This window comes from Thalassospira australica, from assembly GCF_000763295.1.
Classification (GTDB): Bacteria; Pseudomonadota; Alphaproteobacteria; order Rhodospirillales; family Thalassospiraceae; genus Thalassospira; species Thalassospira australica.
This window is the reverse complement of the sequence record NZ_JRJE01000032.1, coordinates 22,846-47,822: the sequence shown is the minus strand read 5'-3', so window position 1 is coordinate 47,822 and position 24,977 is coordinate 22,846. Positions and strand designations below refer to the sequence as shown.

Genomic DNA, 24,977 nt, shown 5'->3' with positions numbered 1-24,977 from the left:
TGAATAATGACATCCGACTTGGGGCTGAATATTTGGGGTAGGGCACTTGGGGTGGATTTTCATCGGACATAAAAAAAGAAGGCCGGTGTCAAACACCGGCCTTCTTTATGGGCAGTTACGCCATGTTTTATTCGGCAGCTTTGACTTCAGCGCTGCTGCGAATGGAAACTTCGCGAACGTCTTCGGTGACATGTTCTTCGAACTTGGTGAAGTTCTTTTCAAACAGGCTGGTCAGATTTGCAGCGGCCTTGTCATAGGCGGCTTTGTCTTTCCAACTGTCACGCGGGTTCAGAACGTCTGCCGGGATATCGCCGCATGCCGTCGGATATGACAGACCGAAGAACGGATCGGTCGCAAATTCGGCATTTTCCAGATCGCCATTCAGCGCAGCATTCAGAAGGCCACGAGTGTAGGCAATCTTCATGCGTGAACCCACACCATAGCCACCACCGGACCAGCCGGTGTTAACCAGCCAGCAATTGGCTTGGTGTTTTTCCATCATTTCACCAAGCAGCTTGGCGTAAACCGACGGATGACGCGGCATAAACGGCGCACCAAAGCAGGCAGAGAAGGCCGCAGTCGGTTCCTTGACACCTTTTTCGGTGCCGGCAACCTTGGCGGTGTAGCCCGACAGGAAGTGGTACATCGCCTGCGGGGAGGACAGTTTTGCGATCGGCGGCAGAACGCCAAACGCATCACAGGTCAGCATGATGATGTTTTTCGGATGGTTGCCACGACCGTCTTCGGATGCATTCGGAATGAATTCGATCGGATAGCTCGAGCGGGTATTTTCGGTGTGACGGGCATCGTCGAGATCAAGCTCGCGCGATTGCTTGTTCATCACAACGTTTTCAAGCACGGTGCCGAAACGCTCGGTGGTGGCGTGAATTTCCGGCTCTGCTTCCTTGGAAAGCTTGATGACCTTGGCATAGCAGCCGCCTTCGAAGTTAAAGACGCCGTCTTCGCCCCAACCATGTTCGTCATCGCCAATAAGCGTGCGCGATGCATCGGCCGAAAGGGTGGTTTTACCGGTGCCCGACAGGCCAAAGAAGATGGCGGTATCGCCGTCTTTGCCCATATTGGCCGAGCAATGCATGGGCATGACGCCCTTGGCTGGCAGGATGTGGTTCAGAACCGAGAAGATAGATTTCTTCATTTCGCCGGCATACCAGGTGCCGCCGATGATCACCATTTTGCGTTCGAAGCTGACCATCACAAAGACGTTGGAGCGGGTGCCATCGTCTTCCGGGTCGGCCTGAAGGCCCGGTGCATGCAGAATGGTGAATTCGGGGGAGAAATCACGCAGTTCTTCTTTTTGCGGCTGGATGAACATGTTGCGGGCAAAAAGGTTATGCCAGGCATTTTCGTTGATCACGCGTACCGGCAGGCGGAAACGCGGATCGGAACCGGCAAAGCAATCCTGAACGAACAGTTCGGTGCCCTGAAAATATGCGCGCACTTTCTGGTACAGGCGCTCAAATACTTCCGGGCTGACCGGGCGGTTTACATCGCCCCAATCAATATCTGCCTTGGTGCTTTCTTCTTCGACGATGAAGCGGTCAAGCGGGGAACGGCCGGTATGTTCGCCGGTCAGCGCAACAAATGCACCGCCCTTGGCGATTTTGCCTTCGTTGCGACGGATCGCATGTTCGTAAAGGCCGGCAGCGTCAAGGTTCCAGTGAACGGCGCCAAGGTTCTTGAGGCCATGAGTTTCAAGGCCTACACGGCTGACAACGGGTCCTGATTGCAGCACGAATCTCTCCTGGTGGGAATTAAAAGCTGGGGGTTAACGTCCTAATTCTACACAAGCAATTGTGGGAAACTGATTGCGTCGAGACATATTGTTACAAAGGTGTCTTAAAAGCAACCGCTCCTTTTGCTTAATACCTAGGAAACCGTAGAGTTTATTGCGTTTGTGAACATTTGGTTTTCAGGGTCGCGGGTAAAATGTTCGAAATGCAAATAGTCCGATTTATGCGCGCGAAATTTTGCACATTTTGACCAAAATCTCACGGGCTTCACCGGGGGTATGGATGGTGCCGGGGAAGTCGATTCTGATTGCCGCGTAATCCCCCTGATTACCCGTCAGAACCATCCCGTCACAATCAATCGTGTGCATCAGCCAGCCTGCGTTTGGATCATGATCCGTGTAATGCCCGGTGATATCAGCCAGGGCATCAAGATGGTCTTGGTTCATATGCGCAACGATATCATCGTGCGCAGTCATAAGCGGATGGCAACCGGCTTCGATGAATTGGGTGCCAGGCAGGCGGCGTTGCTTGCCAAATCCGCCAACCCAATAGATGGCATCGACGATAATGCGGTAAAATCCAAAATCAGCGAAATCGGCATATTGGGCCGCATCGGGATGGGCACGCAAATAGCAGGTGCGCAGAGACGGGGCATCATCGCGTATTGCGCGCCCAAACAGGGTCAGGCGTGCGCTGTCGGTTTCAATGGTGTCTTGCTGGCCGGTTGATGGGGAGGAAAACAGCAACGAAACCCGATTGTCTGCAGCGATATGGCGTGTGTGATCGGCCAGATCGGAAATCAAAAGGATCGGTGTGCCATCAACATCAATGGCGGGCACGACCATGGAAGTCACTGGCCAGCCGTCATCGACCTGTTTGTGCCCAGCGGCAATGGTTGCAAGCGCAGCGGTCTTTGATGTGCGGCATAGACGGCGTAAGTCCTGTGCCGATGGGGTGGCATGGGCGTCCGACATTTTGCTGCTCCTTCACGGTGAGGATATGTCGCAACTATATCCTATGCAGAAGCCTTGTGAGCGCTTTTGCTTTCTTTGCGCCGGTTTGGCAATTTGGAAAGGATGCGTTTTTTGGTGCCGTCGCTTAGTCCCATCCACGCGCCGATTTCATCGCCGGTGCGAAAACATCCCACGCAATAGCCTGATTTTGGATCAAGGACACAGGTGCCGATGCAGGGCGATTTAACGGGCATGGGATTCCAATGCGTATGGCGTAAACGATCAGGGGTAAAACTCATTCAAATCCGCGAGACCGGGTCGGTGATTTGAAAGAGTTTGAATTCTGGCCCATACAAAGCAGCTTCGCCCGCATCGATCAAGCCTGAAGCGATCGATGCGGGCGAAGGTTGTTGTGGTGGCGGGCTATGTACGTGAATTAAAGGGGGGCGCCTTTAAAGGCGCGAAAACCAGTTGCGAACCTGTCGGTCGGCTTCTTCGCGTTCGACGCCATAAGCTTCCTGGATCAGCCCCACCAGTTTGTCGCGCTGACCATCTACGGCACCGACATCGTCATCTGTCAGGCGGCCCCATTCATTCTTAACTTTGCCGCGAACCTGTTTCCAGCGTCCTTCGATTTGGTCCCAATTCATGTTTTTCTCCTGCAATTGTCACCGGTTTGCTCGTTTCGCTGGCTTTTCGCCATATCTGTAGAGTCAACGAAACAGCAATGTGGATGTTCCAAGTTCGGGCGTTATGCAGGGGGATATTCCGGCTGGTTTTCTTGCCATCTTGTGCGCAGGCGGGTATAGCCGCACCCAGTTTCTGTTTATGGAGTTGTTATCGCACCCGCCCGTTTTGGGTTTTGCGTGCGGCACGGAGGAAGATATGCGCGGCTATTTCGGGATTGGAATTGAAGGGGCAAGCAAGCCTTTGAATGTGGGCACCCTGTTTCGTTCCGCCCATGCCTTTGGCGCAAGCTTTGCGTTTACGGTTGATGCGGCGTTTCGTCAGGAACGCTCCAATATTACCGATACCTCAAAGTCGGGCGAACAGATGCCCTACTACCATTTTCCGAACCACGACAATCTTCTGCTGCCAACCGGGTGCCGTCTGGTCGGGATCGAACTGACACCTGATGCGATTGAACTGCCAAGCTTCAAGCATCCGTCTCAGGCGGCCTATATCTTGGGCCCGGAACGGGGAAATCTGTCCGATGAAATGCAGGAACAATGCGATTTCATCATCAAAATCCCGATGAGTTTCTGTGTGAATGTGGCGATTGCCGCCAACATCGTGATGTATGACCGGCTGATCAATCTGGGCCGGTTTGCACCGCGTCCGGTACGTGCCGGTGGCCCGACCGAACCCAAGCCCGAAGGGCAATATGGGGGGTGGATTTCACGCACGCGTGAAAAGCGCAAAGCAGACCCGGAACAATTCCGCCAAACCCCGCCGCCGGATTATTCGGTGATCGACGGCGCACTGGATGACGACGACGCGTAGGCGCGCTTTTGCGATGGCATTTATCAGGTAAACGGCAAGCGGTTGGCTTGTTCGAGCTGTTGATGTGCAAATCGGGCAGGTGGCTGTCCGACCCTGCGTGAGAAGGCGACACTAAACGCGCTGGTCGATCCATAGCCGATCTTTTCGGCAATTTCCGCAATACTATATTGCCGCTGCCGAAGCATGGATTTGGCCAGCGTTATCCGCCAATTGAGGATGTATTCCATCGGTGCCAAACCCAGTTTGCGATTGAACTTCGTGAAAAAGGCGGAACGCGACATCCCTGCGGCCCGTGCAAGATCGGCAACCGTCCAGGCGGTCTGTGGTGCGTCGTGGATTTGGCGCAGAGCGCGGGCAATTTTAGGATCTGAAAGCCCTTTAACCAGCCCTTTGCCGTCGCTGGTTTCACCGGCCGAGCGCACGGTTTCAATCAGCAACACCTGCAGCAGGTGATCGAGCACAACATCCCGTGCCGGGCGTTCTGACAAGGCTTCGTCGCGCACCAGTTTTGCAAGGTTTTCAAGGCGTCGTTCTTTGCGAACGACAAAAAAGTCCGGCAATAAAGAAATCAGCAATTCCGCATCTGGCGCACCAAAATGGCAATAGCCGATCAGAAGCCGGACGTCTGGTTCATCGGCAGCTTGCCCAAGGCGCACTGTGGCATCTGGTTGAAGGACCGGCTGCGTTTGCAGACCGTCAGGGGCGGGCGGGGTGCGGCTCGACATGGCAAAATCATAGGCCGCCGGAATAAGAACAAAATCCCCGTCACCAAGATCAATCGAGTCAGGACCATCGACGTCGAGTTTGCATTGTCCGGCAAGGACCATGCAGTAAAAAGCTTGGCCGACTTCACTTCGCTGGACGCGCCATACGCCAGATGCATTGACCTGTTTCGAATGGCGGGCACTTGGTTGAAGAAGTGCGATCATTTCGGCGAGCGGATCGGACAAACAGTACTCTGACTAAATTATAGTGGACTTCTGATTATAGTGCGTACAGATCTTGCCGTCTAGGATGTGCCCATTCCATTTACGAAAATGAGGCACCGATATGAATAGTGTGATGATCACCGGATGTTCTTCAGGGTTTGGGCATGCGATTGCGTGCGCCTTTCTAGACCGTGGCTGGCGGGTGGTTGCAACCATGCGCACCCCGCGTGAGGATATTTTTCCCACGTCAGATCACCTTCTTGTTTTACCCCTTGATGTGACGGACGAGGACAGCATCGGACGCGCCGTCGCAGCGGCGGGAAAGATTGATGTGCTGGTCAATAATGCAGGGATTGGGTGGCTTAATGCGCTGGAAGGGACGTCCGATGACGTCATCCGGACGATTTTTGAAACCAACACATTTGGCACAATGGCAATGACCCGCGAGGTCCTGCCGCAGTTTCGCGCCCGGGGATCGGGCGTGGTTATCAATGTGTCGTCGACAACCGCCTTGGTGCCGATGGACCTGCTGTCGATCTATGGGGCAAGCAAGGCAGCGGTAAATCATTTTACCGAGACACTGGCACTTGAACTTAAGCCGTTTGGTGTTCGCGCGCGGTTGGTCGTGCCGGGGCGTGCACCGGAAACACCGTTTGGTGCCACGGCGAAATCGCGCATTCAAAAAGAAGGTGGTTTTCCGGAAGCCTATCAGGACCACGTTACCAAGGTTTTTGCCAAGCTTGAGCAATCTTCGGATGGTTTGGTGACCAAAGTTGAAGATGTTGTTGATGCTGTCTGGCAGGCCGCAACCGATCCTGAAAGCCCCATCCGGATACTTGCCGGTGCGGATACCAAGGCACTCGTTGCCTGAGGGGTGTGTGACAGCCCAAAAAGAAAAGCAACGGCCGCGAGGGAGGGGCGCGGCCGTTGCTGTGTTTGATCTGTGCGTTGGTGCCGGTTTGCAGGGGGGGATTGGCACGGCACAGATCAGGGCGTGGTGTTTGTTACATTCAGGCGGCCTTTATGTCGGTTGGGCCGGTTGTGTCTTTGTCATCGGTCGCGTCGTCCTGGTCCGGGACGCGGCCATGCGGATTGCGCAAAAGGTTGGCGATCATGCGCATGCCGACGTCCCCTTGCAGGGTGAGCAAGCTTTCCGGATGGAATTGTACCGCACTGATCGGCAGACTGCTGTGACGAATGCCCATGATCACACCATCATCGCTGCGTGCGGTCACCTTGAGGTCAGCAGGCATTTCGGTGGCCTTGGCAAAAAGGGAATGATAGCGGCCAACAACAATGTCGCCCGGCAGGCCTTCAAACAGTGGGTCGGTTGTATCAAGTTTCACCTTTGACGGTTTGCCATGCATCGGTGTGACAAGCTGACCAAGCGATCCGCCGAAAAATTCAACAATCCCCTGCAAGCCCAGACAGACCCCGAATACGGGCAGTCCCGCGGCCAGCGCACGTTCGATGCTGTCGCGCAGGTGATAATCATCGGGGCGACCGGGACCGGGCGAGAGAAACACAAGATCAGGTTTGAAATCCTCAAGGGCTTCATCGGGGAAACCCGGACGGAGCGTCAGGGTTTCGGCCCCGGTTGCGCGGATGTAGCTGGCAAGGTTTTGCACAAAGCTGTCTTCGTGATCGATCAGAAGGACGCGTTTGCCCACCCCGGAGCTTGCCGGATCGATGGCAACATCATCCTTGGCATCGCGGGTGACGGCATCAATCATTGCCGATGCCTTCAGCACAGTTTCGGCTTCTTCGGCATCAGATTCGCTATCATAAAGAAGGGTTGCACCGGCGCGGACTTCGGCGACACCCTGTTTCAGGCGCACAGTGCGCAGGGTCAGGCCGGTATTGAGGTCGCCATTGCACAGAACCGCACCGATGGCCCCGCCATACCATGCACGGGAACTGCGTTCGACGGCCTCGATATGTTGCATGGCGGCCCGTTTGGGTGCGCCGGTGACCGTCACCGCCCAGCAATGGGTCAGAAAGGCATCCAGCGCATCAAATCCGTCGCGCAGGCGGCCTTCGACGTGATCGACCGTATGGATCAGGCGCGAATACATTTCGATCTGACGGCGGCCAAGAATGCGGATGCTGCCGGGTTTGCAAACGCGGGCCTTGTCGTTGCGATCGACATCGGTGCACATGGTCAGTTCCGACTCGTCCTTGGTTGAATTCAGAAGTGTGCGGATGTTTTCGGCGTCCTCGATGGCATCGCGCCCGCGCGCAATCGTTCCCGAGATCGGGCAGGTTTCAATGCGCTGTCCCTTGACCCGGACATACATTTCCGGTGATGCACCGATCAGATGTTCGCCATCGCCAAGGTTGATCAAAAAGCCATAAGGGGCCGGATTGCGGCGTTTCAGGCGGCGGAAAATTTCTGACGGGGCGGTGGCGCAAGGGGTGCGGAAAACGCGGCTGGGGACGACTTCAAACAGCTCGCCACGGGCAAAGCGCGGCTTGGTGTCTTCAACAATTTTGGCGTATTCGCCGGTGTTCATGTCGTTCTGCACAACGGCATTGTTGCCGCGTGACGGCGGGTGGGGCTGTGATACACGCTCCAGTCCAAGGGTGCTTTGGCCATCCTCGGTGGTGAATTCATATTCGATTTTGGTGGCAACGCGTGAGGCGTGATCGACTGTGACCAGTTGATCGGGCAGGAACAGATGGACGTCCTTATGGTCAGACGGGCGGTCCTGGGTCAGGCTGATTTGTTCAAAATGAAGGGCGATGTCATAGCCAAACGCGCCATACAGCCCAAGGCGTTCATCGCCGGTGTGCCCGAACAGATCGCGGAGCGCACGCACCACGGAAAACAGGCTGGGTTGTTGGCTGCGTTCCTCTTCGGGGAACCAGGAGGCGGGTTTTTTGACCACACCATAAAGCCCGTCTTCGCCGTCGGTCAGGCTTTCGACATGCGGGTGATTGCCCAGGGCATCGGAGATGGTATCCAGCAAGACCCGTCCGCGATCATTTAGCGCACGAACCGAGAAACCCCGTTCGCGTCCGACGATTTCAAGCGGCGGGGCATCAAACCCCATATCCCAACGTGAATAGCGACCCGGGAATTCATAGCTTGATGACAGCAAAACGCCCTTGGTCTGATCCAGGGCGTCGATCAGGCCTTCGGTGGCATCTTCATAGGCAATTTTCGACATGCGGCGAAAGACCGACACACCGCCATCGGTGGTGTAGCGATACTCGCTGATGTCTTCGGAAATGCCGGTTTGCTGATGTGGGGTCGTCACGTTTTTTACTCCTGTCTGGGGCCATTTGCCGCAGGAGCCATGTGATCATCAGGGGAAAGGAAAGTCTGAAAACACAAAGCCGCCTGCAAGAATGAGGCGGCCGGTATGTTTAGGGCATGATTTTGGCCGCCCGCTTAAGCGAGCCACCACCAACGATTGGAAATCCGGGTCGGGTTCATGCTGTGTGTTTTCATGCTCCAACCATGTGCGCAATAAAGACGGGCGTCAAGACTTTTGCGGCGGGGGTGTGGTTTCTGTATCGCGCAGTTCAAGATGAAGGGGCTGATTACAGTGCGGACAGGTCAGGACCTCGTCCCCGGCATTGCGATGAACGTCGCGAATGTCTTCGATGATCGATTGCGCCTGTTCTTCGCTGATGCCCAGTTCTTCCTGATGGGAGCGCAATTTGTGGCGCACCCGCTCGGTCAGGCGTTTGCCCAGAAGCTGGCGGGTTGCCTGATGACGATATTCGGATTCCCGGCGGCGCAGTTCGGCGTTAAAGGCCGATGCCAGAATACCGGCCGGAACCGCAACAATGCCAATACCGGTCAGCGAGATGACACTGGCCAAAAACTTGCCAAAGGGGGTGACGGGAACAACATCCCCATAGCCGACGGTGGCAAGGGTAATGACGCTCCAATACAGTGCATCCAACAGATTGCCGAATTTATCAGGTTGGGCTTCGTGTTCGGCGATATAAATTGCCCCGGCGCTGAATACCAGCATGCAGGCCAATGCCGCACTGGCCGCGCCAAAGACACCAAGTTGCTGACGAAAGACCATCAACATCAATTCGAGCCCGGTGGAATAACGGGTGAATTTCAAAAGACGCAGCAACCGGATGATCCGGATAAAGCGCAGATCAATGCTGGTGAAGAACCACAGGAAGATTGGCAGGATCGCAATCAGGTCGATCAGCGCCATGGGGGTCAGCATATAGCGCAGGCGTGAAAACCGGCCTTCGAAGCGCGGATCATCAGGGGCCGACCAAACACGCAGGCCGTACTCCACAGCGAAAATCAGGGTGCAGATGATCTCGATCGCGGCAAATATCAGATAATAGCGATCTGCAAGTGCCTCGACCGAATCGAAGATGACCGAGACAACATTGATGATGATGGTGCTGGCCAAAACCAGATGAACGAGAACGGAAAATCGTGACTCCCGGTCCACGCCGTGCAGAAGTTTCTGTGTTTTGGAACGCAGGGTCGGTTTCATGGCGTGGGTTCTCTGTCCGGGCAATGGAGCACACGATTGCCCGGAGAGTTTTACGCCAATCATTTCAGAAAAGGTTAAACCACGAGTGCCTCGTGGTCAGTAGCCTTTGGCTGCCTGAATGAAAGCGGCAATCTTGCGCGCATCCTTAACGCCCTTTGTGCGTTCGACACCCGAAGAAACATCGACCCATGGCGCGCCGGAAATTCTCGCCGCCTCGGCCACGTTTTCGGGATCAAGACCGCCTGCCAGCATCCAGTTGCTTTTGAAATTCTGGCCGGTCAGAAGCGTCCAGTCAAAGGACACGGCATTGCCGCCGGGCAGAATGCTGTCCTTGGGCGGTTTGGCATCAAACAGCAGGAAGTCAGCAATGCCATCGTAGTGCGCCTTGGCGTTTTCGATGTCGGTTGCGGTGCTGACCGAGATGGCCTTCATGACCTTCAGGCCAAAGCGTTCCTTGACCTCTGCCACGCGTTGGGGGCTTTCCTTGCCATGAAGCTGAATGACATCAAGGTTGCCGGCCTCAATCGCGTTTTCCAGTGCTTCGTCCCCGGCTTCGACGAAAAGCCCGACCTTATAGATGCTGTTGGGGACGCGTTCGGTCAGGGTTTTGGCCCCGTTGAGCGAAATGTGGCGCGGGCTGGGTGGGAAAAACACATAGCCAAGCGCATCTGCCCCGGCACTCATGGCGGCAATCATTGCATCTTCGCTGTTGATTCCACAAATTTTGACCATGCAGCTCATTGGGGCATCCTGTTCTTGTCGTCGCTCTAAGTTCGGCGACAAAGGTTTGTCGCGTCAGACTGACTTACCAGAAACTGTCCCTTTCCAACAGGATATTTGCGGTTTGTTGTGGCTTTCCACTGGCAGGATAACCATTGCTGCGCTATTTTCCCGGCCATGAGCAAGAATACAGACCCTGCCGCGGGCGAAAACGGCGAAAACACAACCCACTTCGGGTTTCGGGATGTTCCCGAAAGCCAGAAGGCATCCATGGTGCGCGAGGTTTTCGACACTGTCGCGTCCAAGTACGACCTGATGAATGACCTGATGAGCGGTGGTGTGCATCGCTTGTGGAAGGACAGCTTCATCAACGAGCTTAAACCACGTCCGGGCATGAAGTTGCTCGATGTGGCAGGCGGCACGGGCGACATTGCGTTTCGTTTTCTTAAAAACGGCGGCGGGTCGGTTACCGTCTGTGACATCAATTACGAAATGCTTCATGTCGGGCGTGATCGCGCAGCCGATCACGGGATTTTGCAAAACATCAACTGGACGGTCGGCGATGCGCAGAAATTGCCGCTGCCAGACCAGTCGGTTGATGCCTATACCATCGCCTTTGGCATCCGGAATGTGACGCGCATTGACGAGGCACTTTCCGAAGCATTCCGTGTATTGCGTCCGGGCGGGAAATTCCAGTGTCTTGAATTTTCCAAGGTCATCGTTCCGGGCTTTGACAAGCTTTACGATACCTATTCGTTCAAGCTGTTGCCGGAAATCGGCCGATTTATCGCCGGAAATCGCGAAGCGTATCAATATCTGGCCGAAAGCATTCGCCAGTTCCCCGATCAGGAAAAATTCGCATCCATGATCCGGACGGCCGGATTCGAGCGGGTGAAGTACCGCAATTTGTCGGGCGGGATTGCCGCTATCCATTCCGGTTGGCGGATTTGAGGGCGTTTGACGCATGATCCGGTTCGTTCGTAACAGCTTTCGTCTGCTTGCCATGGCGCGCACGCTTGCGCGGTATGATGCCCTGTTCCCGCTTGATCTTGTGCCAGGCGGCAAGCTTGTCGCGTTTCTGGCCCGCCTGACAGCGCCGTTTTCGCGCCGATCCGATTTGCCGCCGGGCAAACGCCTTGCGCGTGCGCTTGAGGAACTTGGACCAGCGTTTATCAAGCTGGGACAGACTTTGGCGACCCGATCCGATCTGATCGGCGATGATGTGGCAGCCGACCTGTCGTCGCTTCAGGACCGATTGCCGCCGTTTTCGGCGAAAATCGCCAAGCGCATCATTACCGAACAATTGGCCGAGCCGTTTGATGTGCTGTTTGACGTGTTCGATGAAGAACCGGTCGCGGCCGCATCCATCGCACAGGTGCATTTTGCCACCACGACCGATGGGCGCGAGGTCGCCGTCAAGGTGCTGCGCCCCGATATCAAGGTGCGCTTTGCACGTGATATGGATCTGTTTTACTGGATCGCCGAACTTGTCGAACTGACCCAGCCGCGCTTGCGTCGCCTAAAGCCGATTGAAACGGTCAAGGCGCTTGAAGACAGTGTTCATCTTGAGATGGATCTGCGTTTCGAAGCGGCAGCTGCATCGGAATTTCGCGATAATTTTGACAGTGACCCGACCTATTACATCCCGCAGATTGATTGGGAACGTACCGCCGAACACGTGATGACCATGGAACGGGTCAAGGGCGTTCGGATTGACAATGTCGAAGCGCTTGATCGCATGGGCATTGATCGGTCAGACCTGTTGTCCAAGGCGGCAGGCGCGTTTTTCCAGCAGGTTTTCCGCGACGGATTTTTCCATGCGGACATGCATCCGGGTAACCTTTTTGTTGATGAAACCGGGCGGGTCAGCCTGGTTGATTTTGGCATCATGGGGCGGGTGGATAAACAAACCCGTCTTTATCTGGCCGAGATGCTTTTGGGCTTTTTGACGCGTGATTATCACCGTGTTGCCGAAGTGCATTTTGAAGCCGGCTACGTTCCGCGCAACCAGTCGCTTGAAAACTTCCAACAGGCCTGCCGTTCGATTGGCGAACCGATTTTGGGCAAGGAATTGTCCGATATCTCGGTCGGGCGCCTTTTGGGGCAGTTGTTTCAGGTGACCGAACAATTCGGCATGGAAACCCAGCCGCAACTTTTGATGTTGCAAAAAACCATGATCGTTGCCGAGGGGCTTTCGCGCATTCTGAGCCCGAACGAAAATATGTGGGAATTGTCGCGTCCGCTGATCGAAGACTGGATGCGTGAAAACCTTGGTCCGGAAGCCAAGGTCAAGGAAGCCGCCCTTCAGGCAGGCACCATGTTGCGCCGTTTGCCCCGTGTTCTTGAGGCCGCCGAACAGGCATCATCGGTCCTGACCGATCAGGGCCTGCGTTTGCATCCCGATACAATCGCCGCCATGCGGGGAAAATCGGGCAATGGCCAAAGCAAGAAAGGCGTCATATCACGCCAGACGCTGGTTCTTTGGGTGGCGATTGCCGCCCTTGCGGTTGCGGTTTACCTGAAATAATCGGCTCATCTTGAGGGGGCTCAAGTGATGGATCGCGGTGATAAAGTCATTGAAATCAGTGCGGATCGGGCGCGGCTTGATCTTGATTACTGCTATGATTTTATTGCGCAGTCCTATTGGGCCGGTGGGCGCACGCGTGGCGAATTTGATCGTTCCGTCGAGATGTCCTTTCCGATTGGGGCCTATTGCGATGGGCGTCAGGTGGGTTTTGCACGTGTGGTCAGTGACCAGATTGCCATTGCCTATGTCGCAGATGTTTTTGTCGACCCGGCATATCGGCGTTTGGGTATTGCCGCCAAAATGCTGGATGCGCTTCATGCCCTGCCTGATTTGGGGCGCGTGAAACGCTGGCTTTTGGCAACCCATGACATGCAGCCCCTGTATCGCCAGCATGGATATACCGATCTTGATGATGTGATGATGATGCGTCTTGACGAAGATGCGCGAAATCGTGATCCGCTGGGCTAAAGCGTTCCGCACCGGAATTGACCGATCACGTCGTGCCTGTAACCACACCCGTTTCGTTGAAATCAAACCGGAAAATCCACTTATTGGTAGGGATTTTTTGATAATTCATACTAATATTCTTATGTAATCCACTGCCGACTCGGATGGTGGGGCGGTGTGGCACGCGCATGTGCCATGCGTCTGGTATGGTGATGGCCCCGGCTTGGTCGTGGCATGGGGCGGGGGAGCGGAATGGCGAAAGCTGCAACTACACGAAAAAAACGGGCAACAAAGAAAACGACAAAGTCTGCAGCGCGCGGCACATCAGCCAAGGCTGAGGCCGCGACAGATGCAAAAGCAGAAAAGGCATCCCCGAAAGCGTCATTAAAGACTGCTGACAAGACTGACGACCTGACGGTGTCGGCAGGCAGTGATGCGACGCGCCAATCGGCAGAAGCCATCGCGCAAAAGCGCAAAAGCGCGGTCAGTGATTTGTTCCAGCGCGGGCTTGCGGCCCATCAGGCGGGCCAGATTGATGATGCGGTACGTCTTTACAGCACTGCATTGCGCCAGAACCCGCAACAGCCAGATGTTTGGAACAATCTTGGCGTTGCGTTGCGCCGAAGCAAAAAATTCGATGCGGCCCTTGTTGCCTATCGCCGGGCGGCGGACCTTCGGCCGGATAATGCCGGGCTGTGGTCAAACATGGGCAATTGCCTGCGCGAAATGATGCGGTTTGACGAAGCATTGGTTGCGCATAAGAAGGCGCTTGAACTTGATGACACAATCAAATCACACACGTTTAATGCCGGGCTTGTTTACCGCGATATGAACCGCTTTGACGTCGCACTTGAATATTTTGAGCGCGCCCTTGCCATTGATCCCGATTATGTCGATGCCAATTGGGACAAGTCCCTGGCGAACCTTGCAATTGGTAATTATGCCGAGGGGTGGGCCGGATATGAGACGCGGCGCAAGCTTGCGGATAATCCGATACGCCCGCTTGAAAGCGCTCCGGAATGGGATGGCAAGGCCAGCCTGCGGGGGAAGCGGATTTTGCTGCGTGCCGAACAGGGGTTTGGCGACATGATCCAGTTCGCCCGTTTTGTGCCACTGGTTGCCAAACAGGCCGGGCATGTGATCCTTGAATGCCGCAAGGAGCTGATCCCGATCATGCGCACGGTTTCGGGCGCGGGCACGGTGATTGAAAAAGGCGGCCCGCTGCCGGAATTTGATGTGCATGTGCCACTTTTGAGCCTGCCTCATGTGATGGGCATCGGGGAAAAGGACCTGCATAAAATCTCGACCGAGCGCTATGTCTTCCCACCCGAAGGCAAAACCGCACGATTGGCCCCACCTCCGGGTACGGCGCTTAAGGTTGGGCTGATTTGGGCAGGCAAGCTTAATCCGCGTGACCGGTCCTGCCCGCTTGAGACACTTTTGCCGATTTTGTCTGCCAAGGGGGCGGCGTTTTACAGTTTCCAGGTTGATGATCGCCGGAGTGACATCGACAAGCTTGGTCTGCATGCCTTTGTGACGGATCTTGGAGATCACATTCATGATTTCGGGGACAGTGCCGCGCTGATGCAGGAGATGGATCTGGTGATCACAATCGACAGTTCGCCTGCGCATCTGGCTGGTGCATTGGGTGTGCCGGTCTGGATGTTGCAGCTTTACACGACCGATTGGCGCTGGATGGTTGAACGATCAGACAGCCCCTGGTACCCAACCATGCGGATTTATCGTCAGGAAAGTCCGGGGGATTGGTCAAAGCCGGTCAAGAAACTGGGCAGTGATTTTTCGACGTTGCTTCAGGCGCGGCTGAAGGCTGTGTGATGATCTGACCAGCGAAGGCTTGCCTTCGCGCCTGACTCGGCGTAGTTAAGCGGCTTGATTTTGTGGAATGCAGGTCTGGATTACGTCGTTTTGGTGATGTCCAGGCACATTCAATTTGGCGAACCGATCTGGCGCAGGAGAATTCTTGTGAGCGAAGCTGCTTATAACAAAGGTTTCCCGGTTTCCTGGGAACAGATGCATCGCGATGCACGTGCATTGGCATGGCGACTCTTGGAACAGGGGCCCTATAAGGGAATCGTGGCAATTACCCGTGGTGGTCTTGTGCCCGCGGCGATCATTGCGCGTGAACTTGATATTCGCCTGATTGATACTGTTTGTGTTCGCAGTTACTCTGATAAGGCACGCGGTGATCTGGAATGGCTCAAGGACATCGAAGGTGACGGCACCGATATGCTGATCATTGATGATCTGGTCGATACCGGCAAAACCGCCAAGGCCGTTCGTGAAAAGCTGCCGAAAGCCCATTTTGCAACGGTTTACGCCAAGCCGCTTGGTCGCGAGGTCGTTGACAGCTTTGTAACAGAAGTATCCCAGGATACGTGGATTTACTTCCCGTGGGATATGGAACTGTCTGTTAACGCACCCATTTCCGAACGCGCACGCTGATCGGCAAGGGACCCGTACCCGTATCCCTTGTATGAGCTTGCCCGCCAAACAAGGAGATCTCAGGATGCGTACATATTTTCGCCCGGACTTCCATCGCACACCGCAACGCGCGCGCCGATGGGCCGGGCGTTTGTGTTTGGGGCTTCTGTTTGGTGGCATGGCGGCGATGGCAAACCTGTCTGTCGCAGCACAAGATGTTTCTGAACGTGTTGCCCGCACGCAATCACTGCTAACGGCTGAAAGTGGCTATCAGCTTTCGGTATTTGCCGAAGTCCCCAATGCGCGGACTATTGCCGTTGCGCCGGAACTGGGTGGGGCATTTGTTGGCACGCGGGGGCCGAACCTTTATTTCGTTAGCGACAAGGACGGTGACGGCGTTGCCGAAGACGTCAAACGGGTCGCCGATGATTTCAAACTGGCCAACGGAATTGTCTATAAGCCCGGAACGCTTTTTGTTGCCGATCAGCACCGGATTGTTTCCTATGACCTTCGCGGTTTTGATGGTGAAAGCCTTGGCCGACCGCGCATTTTGTTTACCAACCTTCCAGATGAACGCCATCACGGCTGGCGCTATGCCACGCTGTCACCGGATGGGGATCGGCTGTTTGTCGCGGTCGGTGCGCCGTGCAATATCTGCAAGGTCAGTGGACTTGAAGGGACGATCATCTCGATCCCCGTCACCGGTGGCGCGCCCAAGGTTTATGCCAGTGGTATTCGCAATTCTGTCGGGCTGACCTTCCATCCGGAAACCAGGGAGCTTTGGTTTACCGATAACGGTGGGGATCACTTGGGCGATAACATTCCGCGCGAAGAGCTTAACCGTGCCAGTGCTTCCAGTCAGTTCTTTGGATATCCATGGTATGCGGGAAATGACACGCGCAGCCCGCAATTTTCCGATGAAAAAATCTCCGAACAGGTAACTTTCCCGGAATTTACCTTTAATGCCCATAATGCGCCGCTTGGCTTTGCCTTTGACGGCGGAGATGCGCTGGTTGCGTTGCACGGATCCTGGAACCGCACGGTTCCAGATGGCTATGAGGTCGTGCGTGTTGAATTCATGAATGGCAAGCCGGTGACATCCAATCCGTTCCTAAGCGGGTTTTTGCGCAACAATGGCGAAGTGATCGGGCGGCCGGTTGATGTGAAGCATTATATTGATGGATCAATCCTGATTTCCGATGACCATGCCAGCGCGATCTGGCGAATGGTGCCTGACAGCTAATTTGCGTGACAATAGTCGGTCGAATTAATTGATCGGGCGTGATGTGATCTGCTTGCGCTGCCCAAAAAAGCGGGCTATAAAACGCGCGCTTCGCGGGTGTAGTTCAATGGTAGAACAGCAGCTTCCCAAGCTGCATACGAGGGTTCGATTCCCTTCACCCGCTCCAAGCTTTTCCCCTAAAACCAATAGTGATCTCAACCAACACATCTGTCGGTAATGTACGCATTTATAAAATATTTGCGAATGATTATCAAAATCGTGTAAGAGGGGTCATTGAAGCTGTTGAGCAAACGAAATTTCCATCGGCAGCCTCAAACGGGGAATCATCGTGTCAGAATCAGCCGAGCAGGTTTCAACAAGTCTAGAATTGGTCGTCGAGAAATATTATGACGACTTGCTGCTTTTTATCGGAAAACGCTGCGGTTCCGAAGCTGTGGCCGAAGAAATTGTGCAAGAAACCTGGGTCCGAGCCAAAAGCGCAGTCGTGACTGTTCCGGAAAACCCGCGCGCTTATGTATTTCGAATTGCACGCAATCTTTTGGCGGATCATTATCGTCGGAGCTACAATTCTTCTGAACTTTTTGGGCGACGGCTTTTTCCTTTTGCGCGGTCCTCATATGCGGACGACGCGCCTGAGATTGTTGAAATCGATCAAGCACCATCACAAGAAGCTGTGGCGGCAGCCCACCAGGAGTTGCGCATCATTGCGCAGACCGTTGAAACCCTTCCGACGAAGTGTCGCCAGGTTTTTCTGATGTACCGTGGTGAAGAACTTTCGATGCGCGAGATATCTGAAAAGCTGGATGTATCCGTGAAGACAGTTGAAAATCATATTCGCAAGGCGATGCTGGAATGCCGTCGCAGTCTTCAAAAAGCACATACGGGAAGTTGAAAGTGTATCTTCGATTTTCGAAACCTGTAGGCTTTTGCAGTGTAAACAGGCTCATCTTCGTTATATTACATCGTAGTACAGCGTTGTTTGGATATCACGAATCTTTGGGTGCGATTGAATGACGGATCGCCAGAACATGTCACCTGAACCGGTTTCAGAGCAGTTATTTGACGAGGCCGTCGTTTGGCATACGCATGTGCGCGAAGCCAATGACGCTGCAAGTTCCGGTCAGCAGAGTGACCTGATCAAACAGTTTGAATTGTGGAAGGCACAATCACCTGACAACGCGCGTGCCTTTGCCGAAGTCGAGCTGCTGTGGGGCAGGTTGGCCTTGCCGGTAAAACGACAGGCGCAATTGTCGGGGCGCGACCAGCCCCTGACGCGCCAAACCGTTCGAAAACGACGTGGCTATATACGCCCGTCCCTGGTGGCAGCAATGGCGGCTTGTCTGTTGCTTTTCGTCGGGCTTGGACACAATAGCTACCCGACCATCATGGGCATGTTTGACGACAACTTCCTTCATGCGGAGCATTCGGTTCTGACCAGGTCTCTTTCCGATGGCACGGTCATAAAGCTGAATGCTGGAAGTACCGCATCGGTCGATTTCAGTGCAGAAACGCGGCGCGTGAATCTCGCGTCCGGTGAAGTCTGGTTTGATGTTGCTCATGACAAAGAACGTCCCTTTGTAGTGCATACCAAGTTTGGTGATGTCACGGCACTGGGCACGGCATTCAACATTCGTTCAGATGCGGAACGGGTTATCGTCAGTCTGGAGGAAGGCATGGTTGCCGTGAACTGGTCTGTCGACGGTTCCGGTGCGCATGGCGACAAAGCTGATCTGACCTTGGTCGCAGGAGAAGCCACGACGCTTTCTTCTGAGGGTGTTGGAACCAGTGTACGATTTGATCGCGTTGCAACGACGGCATGGCGCAAGGGCAAATTGGTTTTCTATCAGACTCCGCTTTCGGATGTGATTGACGTGATCAATAGTTACCATGCCGGACATATCATGGCCGTGAACCCCAAGCTGAATAACATGTCCGTCAGTGGGGTCTTCCGGACAGATGATATCGATCAGGTGATTGATGCGATTGAAGGCACATTGTCGGTAAGGGTCGTGAGACTAAGCAATTATATGATATTGCTAATTTAATTGCCGTAATGTGGGTTCCTGCCCCGAGAGCTGATTTCAGCAATTAAAAAAATTTTCCACAGACTTAGGGGACTTGTCGATCTCTTGCGTCTTTATATGCACGACGTCAATGCGACCTATTCGCATTTGTGTATTCGAAGACTTGGGGGACTGACGTGGTCAGCTTAAATAAAATGAAAATCGGGCGGCAATTGATGATTGGGGTATCGTTGCTGGCCTTTCAAAGTGCGTTTGTGCAAGGTTCTTTTGCGCAAGATGCCAATCAGCAAGCACAAAACCAAAGACTATTCCAATTCGATATTGCAGCGCAGCCATTGCCACAGGCTTTGACAGCATTTTCCGACGTTACCGGGATTCAGATTCTTTATACGGAACAATCGATCTATGAACACAATGCGCCAGCATTGAACGGTGAGTATACCGCAGATCAGGCGCTTGATGCGTTGCTTAAGGGCAGCAATGTCAATTTCAACTATACATCGGAAAATTCGATCACACTTCAGCGTGAGACGGCCAATGGCGATGAAAGTATTCTTACGTTGGACACCATCGAGGTGATTGGTACGCGGCAGTCGCGATATGACAGCCGACATGCAGAAACCGGTACCATGATCCCGAAGGATGTGACTGATATCCCTCGCACGGTCGAGGTCATCCCCGAGCAATTGCTGCTTGATCAGCATGCGCAAGAACTTGAGGAAGTGTACCGTTTGTCGCCAAACGTTGTGAATATGGACGGCTATGGCGGTAGCCGTGAGGATTTCCTTATCCGTGGTTTCCGTCGTCGTGACGATATTTATCGCAATGGTGTACGGCTTAAGACCAATGGTCGCATGAACCCGTCAACGGTTGACAATGTACAGATCGTCAAAGGGCCAGTGGCAGAAATTGGTCAGATGACTCCAGGTGGACTGGTCAATGTTATTACCAAAAAGCCGGGATATGAACAGCAGGCCCATGCCGTTGCGAATTTCAACGAGCATGGCCAGAAACAGGCGCTGGCCGATGTAACCGGGCCGCTTGGACAGAACAACGCGTTCGCATATCGTATCACGACCTCTGCCGAGGATAGTGAGAATTTCCGGGATGCGACCATCGAACGGCAGTTTTTAAACAGCTCTGTGTCGTGGATGGGCGATGATGGTTCACTGGTTGATTTCAGTTATGAATACACCCATGACGAGCGACCCGTTGACCGTGGTGTGGTGACGGTTCCGGGAAGCGGCACCAGTCGCGAGATTGCCAATGTGTCACTTGATACCCGGTTTGATCAGGCCAATCTGAACAACCGTGATGTGACCACACACATCTGGGAACTTGATAACTCTGTCCCGGTCTTTGATGACGACTGGTATCTCGAAAGCAAGCTGTTTTATGCCTATGAGCAGGTCGACGAGCTGCGCAACGAGGTGACGAATGTATCGCAAACGGGGGTACTGACACGTCGCGTACAGGGCAATGATGACCGCGAACTCAGCACGGCGTTCGGGCGTATGCAGCTTCGCGGCGAGGCAGAACTTTGGCGGCCTGTGGACCTGGTTTCCGGGGTTGAGTTGCGCCACCAGTACGAAACCTGGACCAACTTTTCCGGCCAGGATCAGGTAGGGGGGACAATTTCGAACCCGTCATCCTTTACGCTGATTGACAATACCTCTTCAAATCCGCGTTCCAGGCAATATACCGAAGTCGAGCAAATCTCATATGGCCCTTACGCACAGGGCGATCTTCATCTTACCGATGACGTTACGCTGACCCTTGGTGCACGCTATGAGGTCTTTGACAATGAATATAACGCCGAAAATAAATTGACCGGTGCCTTGTCGGGGGCGGACCCGAAACGCGACGGCAAATTGACAAAGTCTGCCGGCCTGTTGTGGAAGCCGGTTGATCAATTGTCGCTTTATGCATCCTTTGCGGAGACTTTCCAGTCGCAAAACATCTATACCGGCAATGAAACAACGACTGTATTTGCACCAGAAGAAGGGCGGCAGTATGAAATCGGTGCAAAATGGTCCGGGTTGAAGGACCGGTTGCTGCTGACCGCGTCCCTGTTCGATATCGAACAGGAAAATGTGGTGGAAACAGTAAATGGGACACCGCAATTGACCGGCGGTATTCGTTCGCGTGGTTTCGAAAGTTCTGTTACCGCGACGCCAGCCAAGGGGCTTAACCTGCGTGGCAGTGTTGGCTTTCTCAATGCAGAAATTGTCAGCGATAACGACAATAATGGCAACCGTCCCGCGAACACACCGGATATGACGGCAAGCTTTTGGGCCAGCTACGAGTTCCAGGATGCTGCCAGTGATTTTAAAGGTCTTGGTTTCGGCGGTGGTTTGACACATGTCGGCGATCGTTACGGCAACAATAGTCACACGTTCGAACTGGACGACTATACCGTTTATGATCTTGGGGTTTGGTATTACCTGCCGATTAAAAATGAGTCGCGTGTGCGTTTTGACCTTGGGGTGAAGAACGTCACCGACGAGGATTACTATGTTGCATCGGGCGGAACCTACCGCGTTAGCGTTGGTAATCCGCGGACCGTGTTTGGAAGCGTCAGAGTCGAGTTTTGATGCTGCGACATCTGAAAATGTCAGTAAAATTGCCAGTCAAACCTATCGGGTTTGACTGGCATAGCTGGATTGGTGTGTATCTGGGACTGATGTTGTTTTCCATCTGCTGGAGCGGATCTTTTGCAACGATGTCATCGGAAATCGATTGGCTTTTGATGGCAGAATCCCGGGTGAGCGCCGCAGACGAAAAATTCGACTTTTCGTCTGCTTTCCGGATTATGGAAAGCAGATATCCAAATGCCAAAATTGAACTGGGTGAAGCGCCGCCAAACCGGTTTTCTGCCGCAAGGTTTACAGTCAAGATGTCGGATGGTGGACGGCATTTTGTCTATCTGGATCCTGCGACACAGGAGGTCACCGGAAGCCAGTCGATATTTACGGTTCAAAGATTCTTTCGCGAGTTCCATGAGGCGTTTTTCGGGCTTTATGGCGTTGGAAAGTTTCTTGTTTGCCTGTTTGCCATCCCGTTGTTTCTGTCGATGTTATCGGCATTTTATTTCTATAAGCGGTGGTGGCAGCGTTTCTTCCAGCTACGTGTTGGTAAAACAAAAATCAGCCTTTGGAGCAGCCTGCACAAGCTTGCAGGTCTTTGGAGTCTTTGGTTCGTCCTGCTGATGGCGGTCACTGGTGCTTGGTATCTGTTTGAAGAAACGCGTTACAAACTGGGGGATGAAAAGTTTGCTCTGGTCGATGTCTATCCGTTGGCCGTTCATCAGATACCCGAACCAAGGGAAACGGGACAGCAGCGGTTGGCAGTCAGTGATCTGATTGAAATCGCACGGTCAGTACGCCCGGATATGAAGATCACAACGATCCAGCCTGATCGTGCGGGTTTTTTTTACGTTATCGGGCAATCTGATGATGTCCTGGTACGGGACCGCGCAAACAAATTGTTCATCAACCCGCATAGCGGCGCAATTGCCTTTGATCAGCATGCAGATGACCTAAGCGCGTACTGGCGGTGGTCTGAAACAGCTGACATCCTGCATTTTGGGGCCTTCGCTGGCCTTGCAAGCAAGATCATCTGGTTTGTGTTTGGCCTTATCTTGTCGGGACTGTCGCTTTCGGGGGCGTGGCTTTATGTACAAAAGCAACGCAACAAAAAGCGACCTAAATGGCCGCAGGCCGATCTTGCCGCAGGTATTGCGTTACTTGTTCCGGTTTCAGCATCGCCGATTGTCTGGGTTTATTTGCATCGTGTTGGCGGAAAAATCGATGGTCAATACAGGATGGCTGAACTGCCGGACGGGGTGGCAGCTTTTATTATCGGATGGGCTGTGGTGACCATGATCATCAAGTTGCTTTGGGTGATCGGTATTTTTTCGTTGCGGCGCAAGACGATTGTACAAAACTGCAAAGCTTGATCATGGGGCAGCATAAGGCTGTCCGACAGGCTGTTGCCGCGACAAGATTTTCTTAGACATCATGCAAGCTAACTTGAAGAAAATGCCGTCATTTCCGTGCGCGGCCCACAGCAGGTTGTATCGTCGGCTCTGTCGCCGTCACTGCCAAGTCTTTGGTGCGGACAGCAGGCAATCAACCGATTACGCAGACGGTTTCGGGCGCGTTGGACCCTTGATTTCACCGTCGGAAGTGCGATGACATTGCGGCTGGCAAAGTCTGTTTGGCGCGTGCCGTTCATATCGATTTCTTCAAGGATGTTTTGATCAGACGGACTTAGGCGCCCAATGAAGCTGATGATGCAGTCATGCAAGCCGGGTTGGTCGTGTTGTTGATCTTGGTCTGACAAAGTGGGGTCATTATTTAGTGCGTGGTGTAGCGTGCGTTCGCGCCCTCGGTGTCGATAAAAGTCTGCTACCTTGTTGCGGGCGATCGCGAAAATCCACGCAGACGGGTTTGCTGCATCACGCAATGAATCCCGGTTGCGGATGATGGTTTCAAGGATTTCGGAAACAACATCATCGGCGTCATCCTTGGGAACGCGGGACAGCACGAACCGATGCAGGCCCGTTTTCAGGGCCTGCCAGTCTGCGGTGGTTTGGGTTTTGGTGTTAAGCTTCATTTTGTTTTAAGCACAACATACCTGATCGGCGCTTGCGTCTTGGGCAGGGGTTTTGCCACAGCATACTCCTTGGGAACTCGTCGCATCCTGATTTTCCGGGGCGTCATCAAGAATATAATACCATTCCCAAGCAAGTCCGTCTGGCTGGGGAACCCAGAATTTTGACTGCTTTGCATGACAGCACCCGGTTTCAGCAACATCCCCGGTCGCAAGCGGGCTTTTGGTCAGGCGTTCGACGGCGGCATCAAACGTGCCTTCGTCCTGGCATTCGACACCAATGTGATTGAGGTTCTCATCAGCGTCGGGATGTTCAAATAAAACGAGCTTGAGCGGTGGTTCGGCAATTTCGAAGTTGGCATAGCCCGGGCGTTGCTTATGGGCGGGGCTTGCGAACATTTCGCTGTAAAACGCGATGGCCCGATCAAGATTTTTGACATTCAGGGCAAGCTGCAGGCGCATTTTCGTCTCCTTTGAAAACAAGTGATGTTCAAGAAGACGCAGCAACGGCGCAAAAGATGCAGGTGATCGAAATTTCTGTGCGGTTTATGGCCGGGTTTATTGTCGGAGTTATGGTGCCGGGGCGCGGTAGTTCAGCTCCATCGCGCGGGCGTCTTCGTCGCTGCAGATATTTTGGGTGTCTGTGCTTTCAGACGTTTCAAAGCGCGGATCAAGGGGGCTGATGTAATTGCCACTGCTATCTGAAACGAACAGGCATTTCCCGGCCTCTCCATCAAGGCGTTTGCCTTTGCGCCAGTCGGTTGGTAGCACCATGTCACTCCCGTGAATGCCGATGTTGGCATTGTCGGCTTCTGCCGACAGGCTGTCATAGCTGTGGGAGTAACCTTTGATTGGCAATGCTTCACCGTCGCTGATCATTGCGGCAGCCACGTCACGTTCGCCAATGCCGCATTCGACAGTCGGGAAACCACCGGATTTGGCAGTATGGGGCTGATCACCGGGCCAGCATTGCACATCGAACGGGGCCATGGCGAAATATTTGCGAAGCTGCAGGGCAGATGACATGCCGCAATCCTGAAAACTGTCGTTATGCCGACATTGCTGCCCAAGTTCGGGCGCATCCATCCCGGCGATATCAAAGACCTGACCGGCGATCATGATTGTGTCGCCATCAATGACGATGATGTCCCGGCCTTTGGCCTTGATCCCGTGGGCTTCTGCGGTTTCGTCTTGCGTTGCGATGTTTGGCTGGTTGGCGGCGGAAACAGGATTGCTGCGCCAATGCAGGCCAAGGGCAATCAGAAGCGGGATGGAAAGAAGGACGATCAGGCGGGAAAAACGGTTCAAGCTGGCCTCGATGGTCTTGGGCAGGATAGGGGGTGGAA

At 53.9% G+C, this 24,977-nt stretch carries 23 protein-coding genes and 1 tRNA gene; 13 read left to right on the top strand and 11 right to left on the bottom strand.

Annotated elements, in window-relative coordinates; translation table 11 throughout:
• Positions 1-127 precede the first annotated feature (127 nt).
• The 4 genes from JF44_RS0116300 to JF44_RS0116285 all read right to left on the bottom strand — a co-directional run bounded on the left by JF44_RS0116300 (position 128) and on the right by JF44_RS0116285 (position 3,354).
• A complete protein-coding gene (locus JF44_RS0116300; RefSeq protein WP_033070065.1) occupies positions 128-1,753 on the bottom strand; it encodes a phosphoenolpyruvate carboxykinase in 1,626 nt (541 codons plus the stop codon).
• 219 nt (positions 1,754-1,972) lie between these two features.
• Positions 1,973-2,725 carry a HugZ family pyridoxamine 5'-phosphate oxidase gene (locus JF44_RS0116295; protein ID WP_033070064.1) on the bottom strand — a complete coding sequence of 251 codons (753 nt, stop codon included), beginning with the start codon at positions 2,723-2,725 and terminating at the stop codon, positions 1,973-1,975.
• Between the two features lie 41 nt (positions 2,726-2,766).
• A complete protein-coding gene (locus JF44_RS0116290; protein WP_238318481.1) occupies positions 2,767-3,003 on the bottom strand; it encodes a DUF1289 domain-containing protein in 237 nt (78 codons plus the stop codon).
• A gap of 153 nt (positions 3,004-3,156) precedes the next feature.
• Positions 3,157-3,354, bottom strand: a complete 198-nt coding sequence (locus JF44_RS0116285) for a CsbD family protein (RefSeq protein ID WP_033070062.1) — start codon at positions 3,352-3,354, stop codon at positions 3,157-3,159.
• Between the two features lie 235 nt (positions 3,355-3,589).
• On the opposite strand from JF44_RS0116285, the gene JF44_RS0116280 reads away from it, so the two are divergent.
• Positions 3,590-4,207: an RNA methyltransferase gene (locus JF44_RS0116280; protein WP_033070587.1), complete on the top strand. Its 618-nt coding sequence runs from the start codon at positions 3,590-3,592 to the stop codon at positions 4,205-4,207.
• Positions 4,208-4,230: 23 nt separating this feature from the next.
• On the opposite strand, the gene JF44_RS0116275 is transcribed toward JF44_RS0116280, so the two are convergent.
• Positions 4,231-5,157, bottom strand: coding sequence for an AraC family transcriptional regulator (locus JF44_RS0116275; RefSeq protein ID WP_033070061.1), 927 nt, complete (start codon positions 5,155-5,157; stop codon positions 4,231-4,233).
• Positions 5,158-5,257: 100 nt separating this feature from the next.
• On the opposite strand from JF44_RS0116275, the gene JF44_RS0116270 reads away from it, so the two are divergent.
• Positions 5,258-6,007 carry an SDR family oxidoreductase gene (locus JF44_RS0116270; protein ID WP_033070060.1) on the top strand — a complete coding sequence of 250 codons (750 nt, stop codon included), beginning with the start codon at positions 5,258-5,260 and terminating at the stop codon, positions 6,005-6,007.
• 139 nt (positions 6,008-6,146) lie between these two features.
• On the opposite strand, the gene JF44_RS0116265 is transcribed toward JF44_RS0116270, so the two are convergent.
• From JF44_RS0116265 to JF44_RS0116255, 3 genes are all read right to left on the bottom strand, one after another.
• Complete coding sequence (locus tag JF44_RS0116265) at positions 6,147-8,396, bottom strand: anthranilate synthase component I (protein WP_033070059.1); 2,250 nt, start codon at positions 8,394-8,396, stop codon at positions 6,147-6,149.
• A gap of 225 nt (positions 8,397-8,621) precedes the next feature.
• A complete protein-coding gene (locus JF44_RS0116260) occupies positions 8,622-9,614 on the bottom strand; it encodes an ion transporter (RefSeq protein WP_033070058.1) in 993 nt (330 codons plus the stop codon).
• Positions 9,615-9,710: 96 nt separating this feature from the next.
• Entirely contained in the window at positions 9,711-10,355 is a 645-nt protein-coding gene (locus JF44_RS0116255) for a phosphoribosylanthranilate isomerase (protein ID WP_033070057.1), read from the bottom strand.
• A gap of 156 nt (positions 10,356-10,511) precedes the next feature.
• On the opposite strand from JF44_RS0116255, the gene ubiE reads away from it, so the two are divergent.
• The 11 genes from ubiE (at position 10,512) to JF44_RS0116200 (ending at position 22,975) form a co-directional block, all read left to right on the top strand.
• Positions 10,512-11,285, top strand: a complete 774-nt coding sequence (ubiE, locus tag JF44_RS0116250) for a bifunctional demethylmenaquinone methyltransferase/2-methoxy-6-polyprenyl-1,4-benzoquinol methylase UbiE (RefSeq protein WP_033070056.1) — start codon at positions 10,512-10,514, stop codon at positions 11,283-11,285.
• Positions 11,286-11,298: 13 nt separating this feature from the next.
• Positions 11,299-12,861: a 2-polyprenylphenol 6-hydroxylase gene (gene ubiB / locus JF44_RS0116245; RefSeq protein ID WP_033070055.1), complete on the top strand. Its 1,563-nt coding sequence runs from the start codon at positions 11,299-11,301 to the stop codon at positions 12,859-12,861.
• Positions 12,862-12,888: 27 nt separating this feature from the next.
• Complete coding sequence (locus JF44_RS0116240; protein WP_033070054.1) at positions 12,889-13,329, top strand: GNAT family N-acetyltransferase; 441 nt, start codon at positions 12,889-12,891, stop codon at positions 13,327-13,329.
• A gap of 231 nt (positions 13,330-13,560) precedes the next feature.
• A complete protein-coding gene (locus JF44_RS0116235) occupies positions 13,561-15,144 on the top strand; it encodes a tetratricopeptide repeat protein (RefSeq protein WP_033070053.1) in 1,584 nt (527 codons plus the stop codon).
• Between the two features lie 147 nt (positions 15,145-15,291).
• On the top strand, positions 15,292-15,771 hold the full coding sequence (gene gpt / locus JF44_RS0116230) for a xanthine phosphoribosyltransferase (RefSeq protein WP_033070052.1): 480 nt from the start codon (positions 15,292-15,294) through the stop codon (positions 15,769-15,771).
• A 64-nt stretch (positions 15,772-15,835) separates the two neighbouring features.
• Complete coding sequence (locus JF44_RS0116225) at positions 15,836-16,993, top strand: PQQ-dependent sugar dehydrogenase (protein ID WP_052065998.1); 1,158 nt, start codon at positions 15,836-15,838, stop codon at positions 16,991-16,993.
• A 92-nt stretch (positions 16,994-17,085) separates the two neighbouring features.
• Positions 17,086-17,159: transfer RNA gene (locus tag JF44_RS0116220), tRNA-Gly, on the top strand.
• A 162-nt stretch (positions 17,160-17,321) separates the two neighbouring features.
• Positions 17,322-17,885: an RNA polymerase sigma factor gene (locus tag JF44_RS0116215; RefSeq protein WP_052065997.1), complete on the top strand. Its 564-nt coding sequence runs from the start codon at positions 17,322-17,324 to the stop codon at positions 17,883-17,885.
• Positions 17,886-18,003: 118 nt separating this feature from the next.
• Positions 18,004-19,038 carry a FecR family protein gene (locus JF44_RS0116210; protein ID WP_033070051.1) on the top strand — a complete coding sequence of 345 codons (1,035 nt, stop codon included), beginning with the start codon at positions 18,004-18,006 and terminating at the stop codon, positions 19,036-19,038.
• A gap of 155 nt (positions 19,039-19,193) precedes the next feature.
• Positions 19,194-21,611, top strand: a complete 2,418-nt coding sequence (locus JF44_RS0116205) for a TonB-dependent receptor (RefSeq protein WP_156111710.1) — start codon at positions 19,194-19,196, stop codon at positions 21,609-21,611.
• A 17-nt stretch (positions 21,612-21,628) separates the two neighbouring features.
• On the top strand, positions 21,629-22,975 hold the full coding sequence (locus tag JF44_RS0116200; RefSeq protein WP_162181418.1) for a PepSY-associated TM helix domain-containing protein: 1,347 nt from the start codon (positions 21,629-21,631) through the stop codon (positions 22,973-22,975).
• A gap of 68 nt (positions 22,976-23,043) precedes the next feature.
• On the opposite strand, the gene JF44_RS0116195 is transcribed toward JF44_RS0116200, so the two are convergent.
• The 3 genes from JF44_RS0116195 to JF44_RS0116185 form a co-directional block, all read right to left on the bottom strand.
• A complete protein-coding gene (locus tag JF44_RS0116195; protein WP_033070050.1) occupies positions 23,044-23,634 on the bottom strand; it encodes a sigma-70 family RNA polymerase sigma factor in 591 nt (196 codons plus the stop codon).
• Between the two features lie 6 nt (positions 23,635-23,640).
• Complete coding sequence (locus tag JF44_RS0116190; RefSeq protein WP_033070582.1) at positions 23,641-24,093, bottom strand: ArsI/CadI family heavy metal resistance metalloenzyme; 453 nt, start codon at positions 24,091-24,093, stop codon at positions 23,641-23,643.
• A gap of 108 nt (positions 24,094-24,201) precedes the next feature.
• Positions 24,202-24,939 (bottom strand): thermonuclease family protein, encoded by a 738-nt coding sequence (locus tag JF44_RS0116185; RefSeq protein ID WP_033070581.1) that lies wholly within the window; start codon positions 24,937-24,939, stop codon positions 24,202-24,204.
• Between the last annotated feature and the right edge of the window lie 38 nt (positions 24,940-24,977).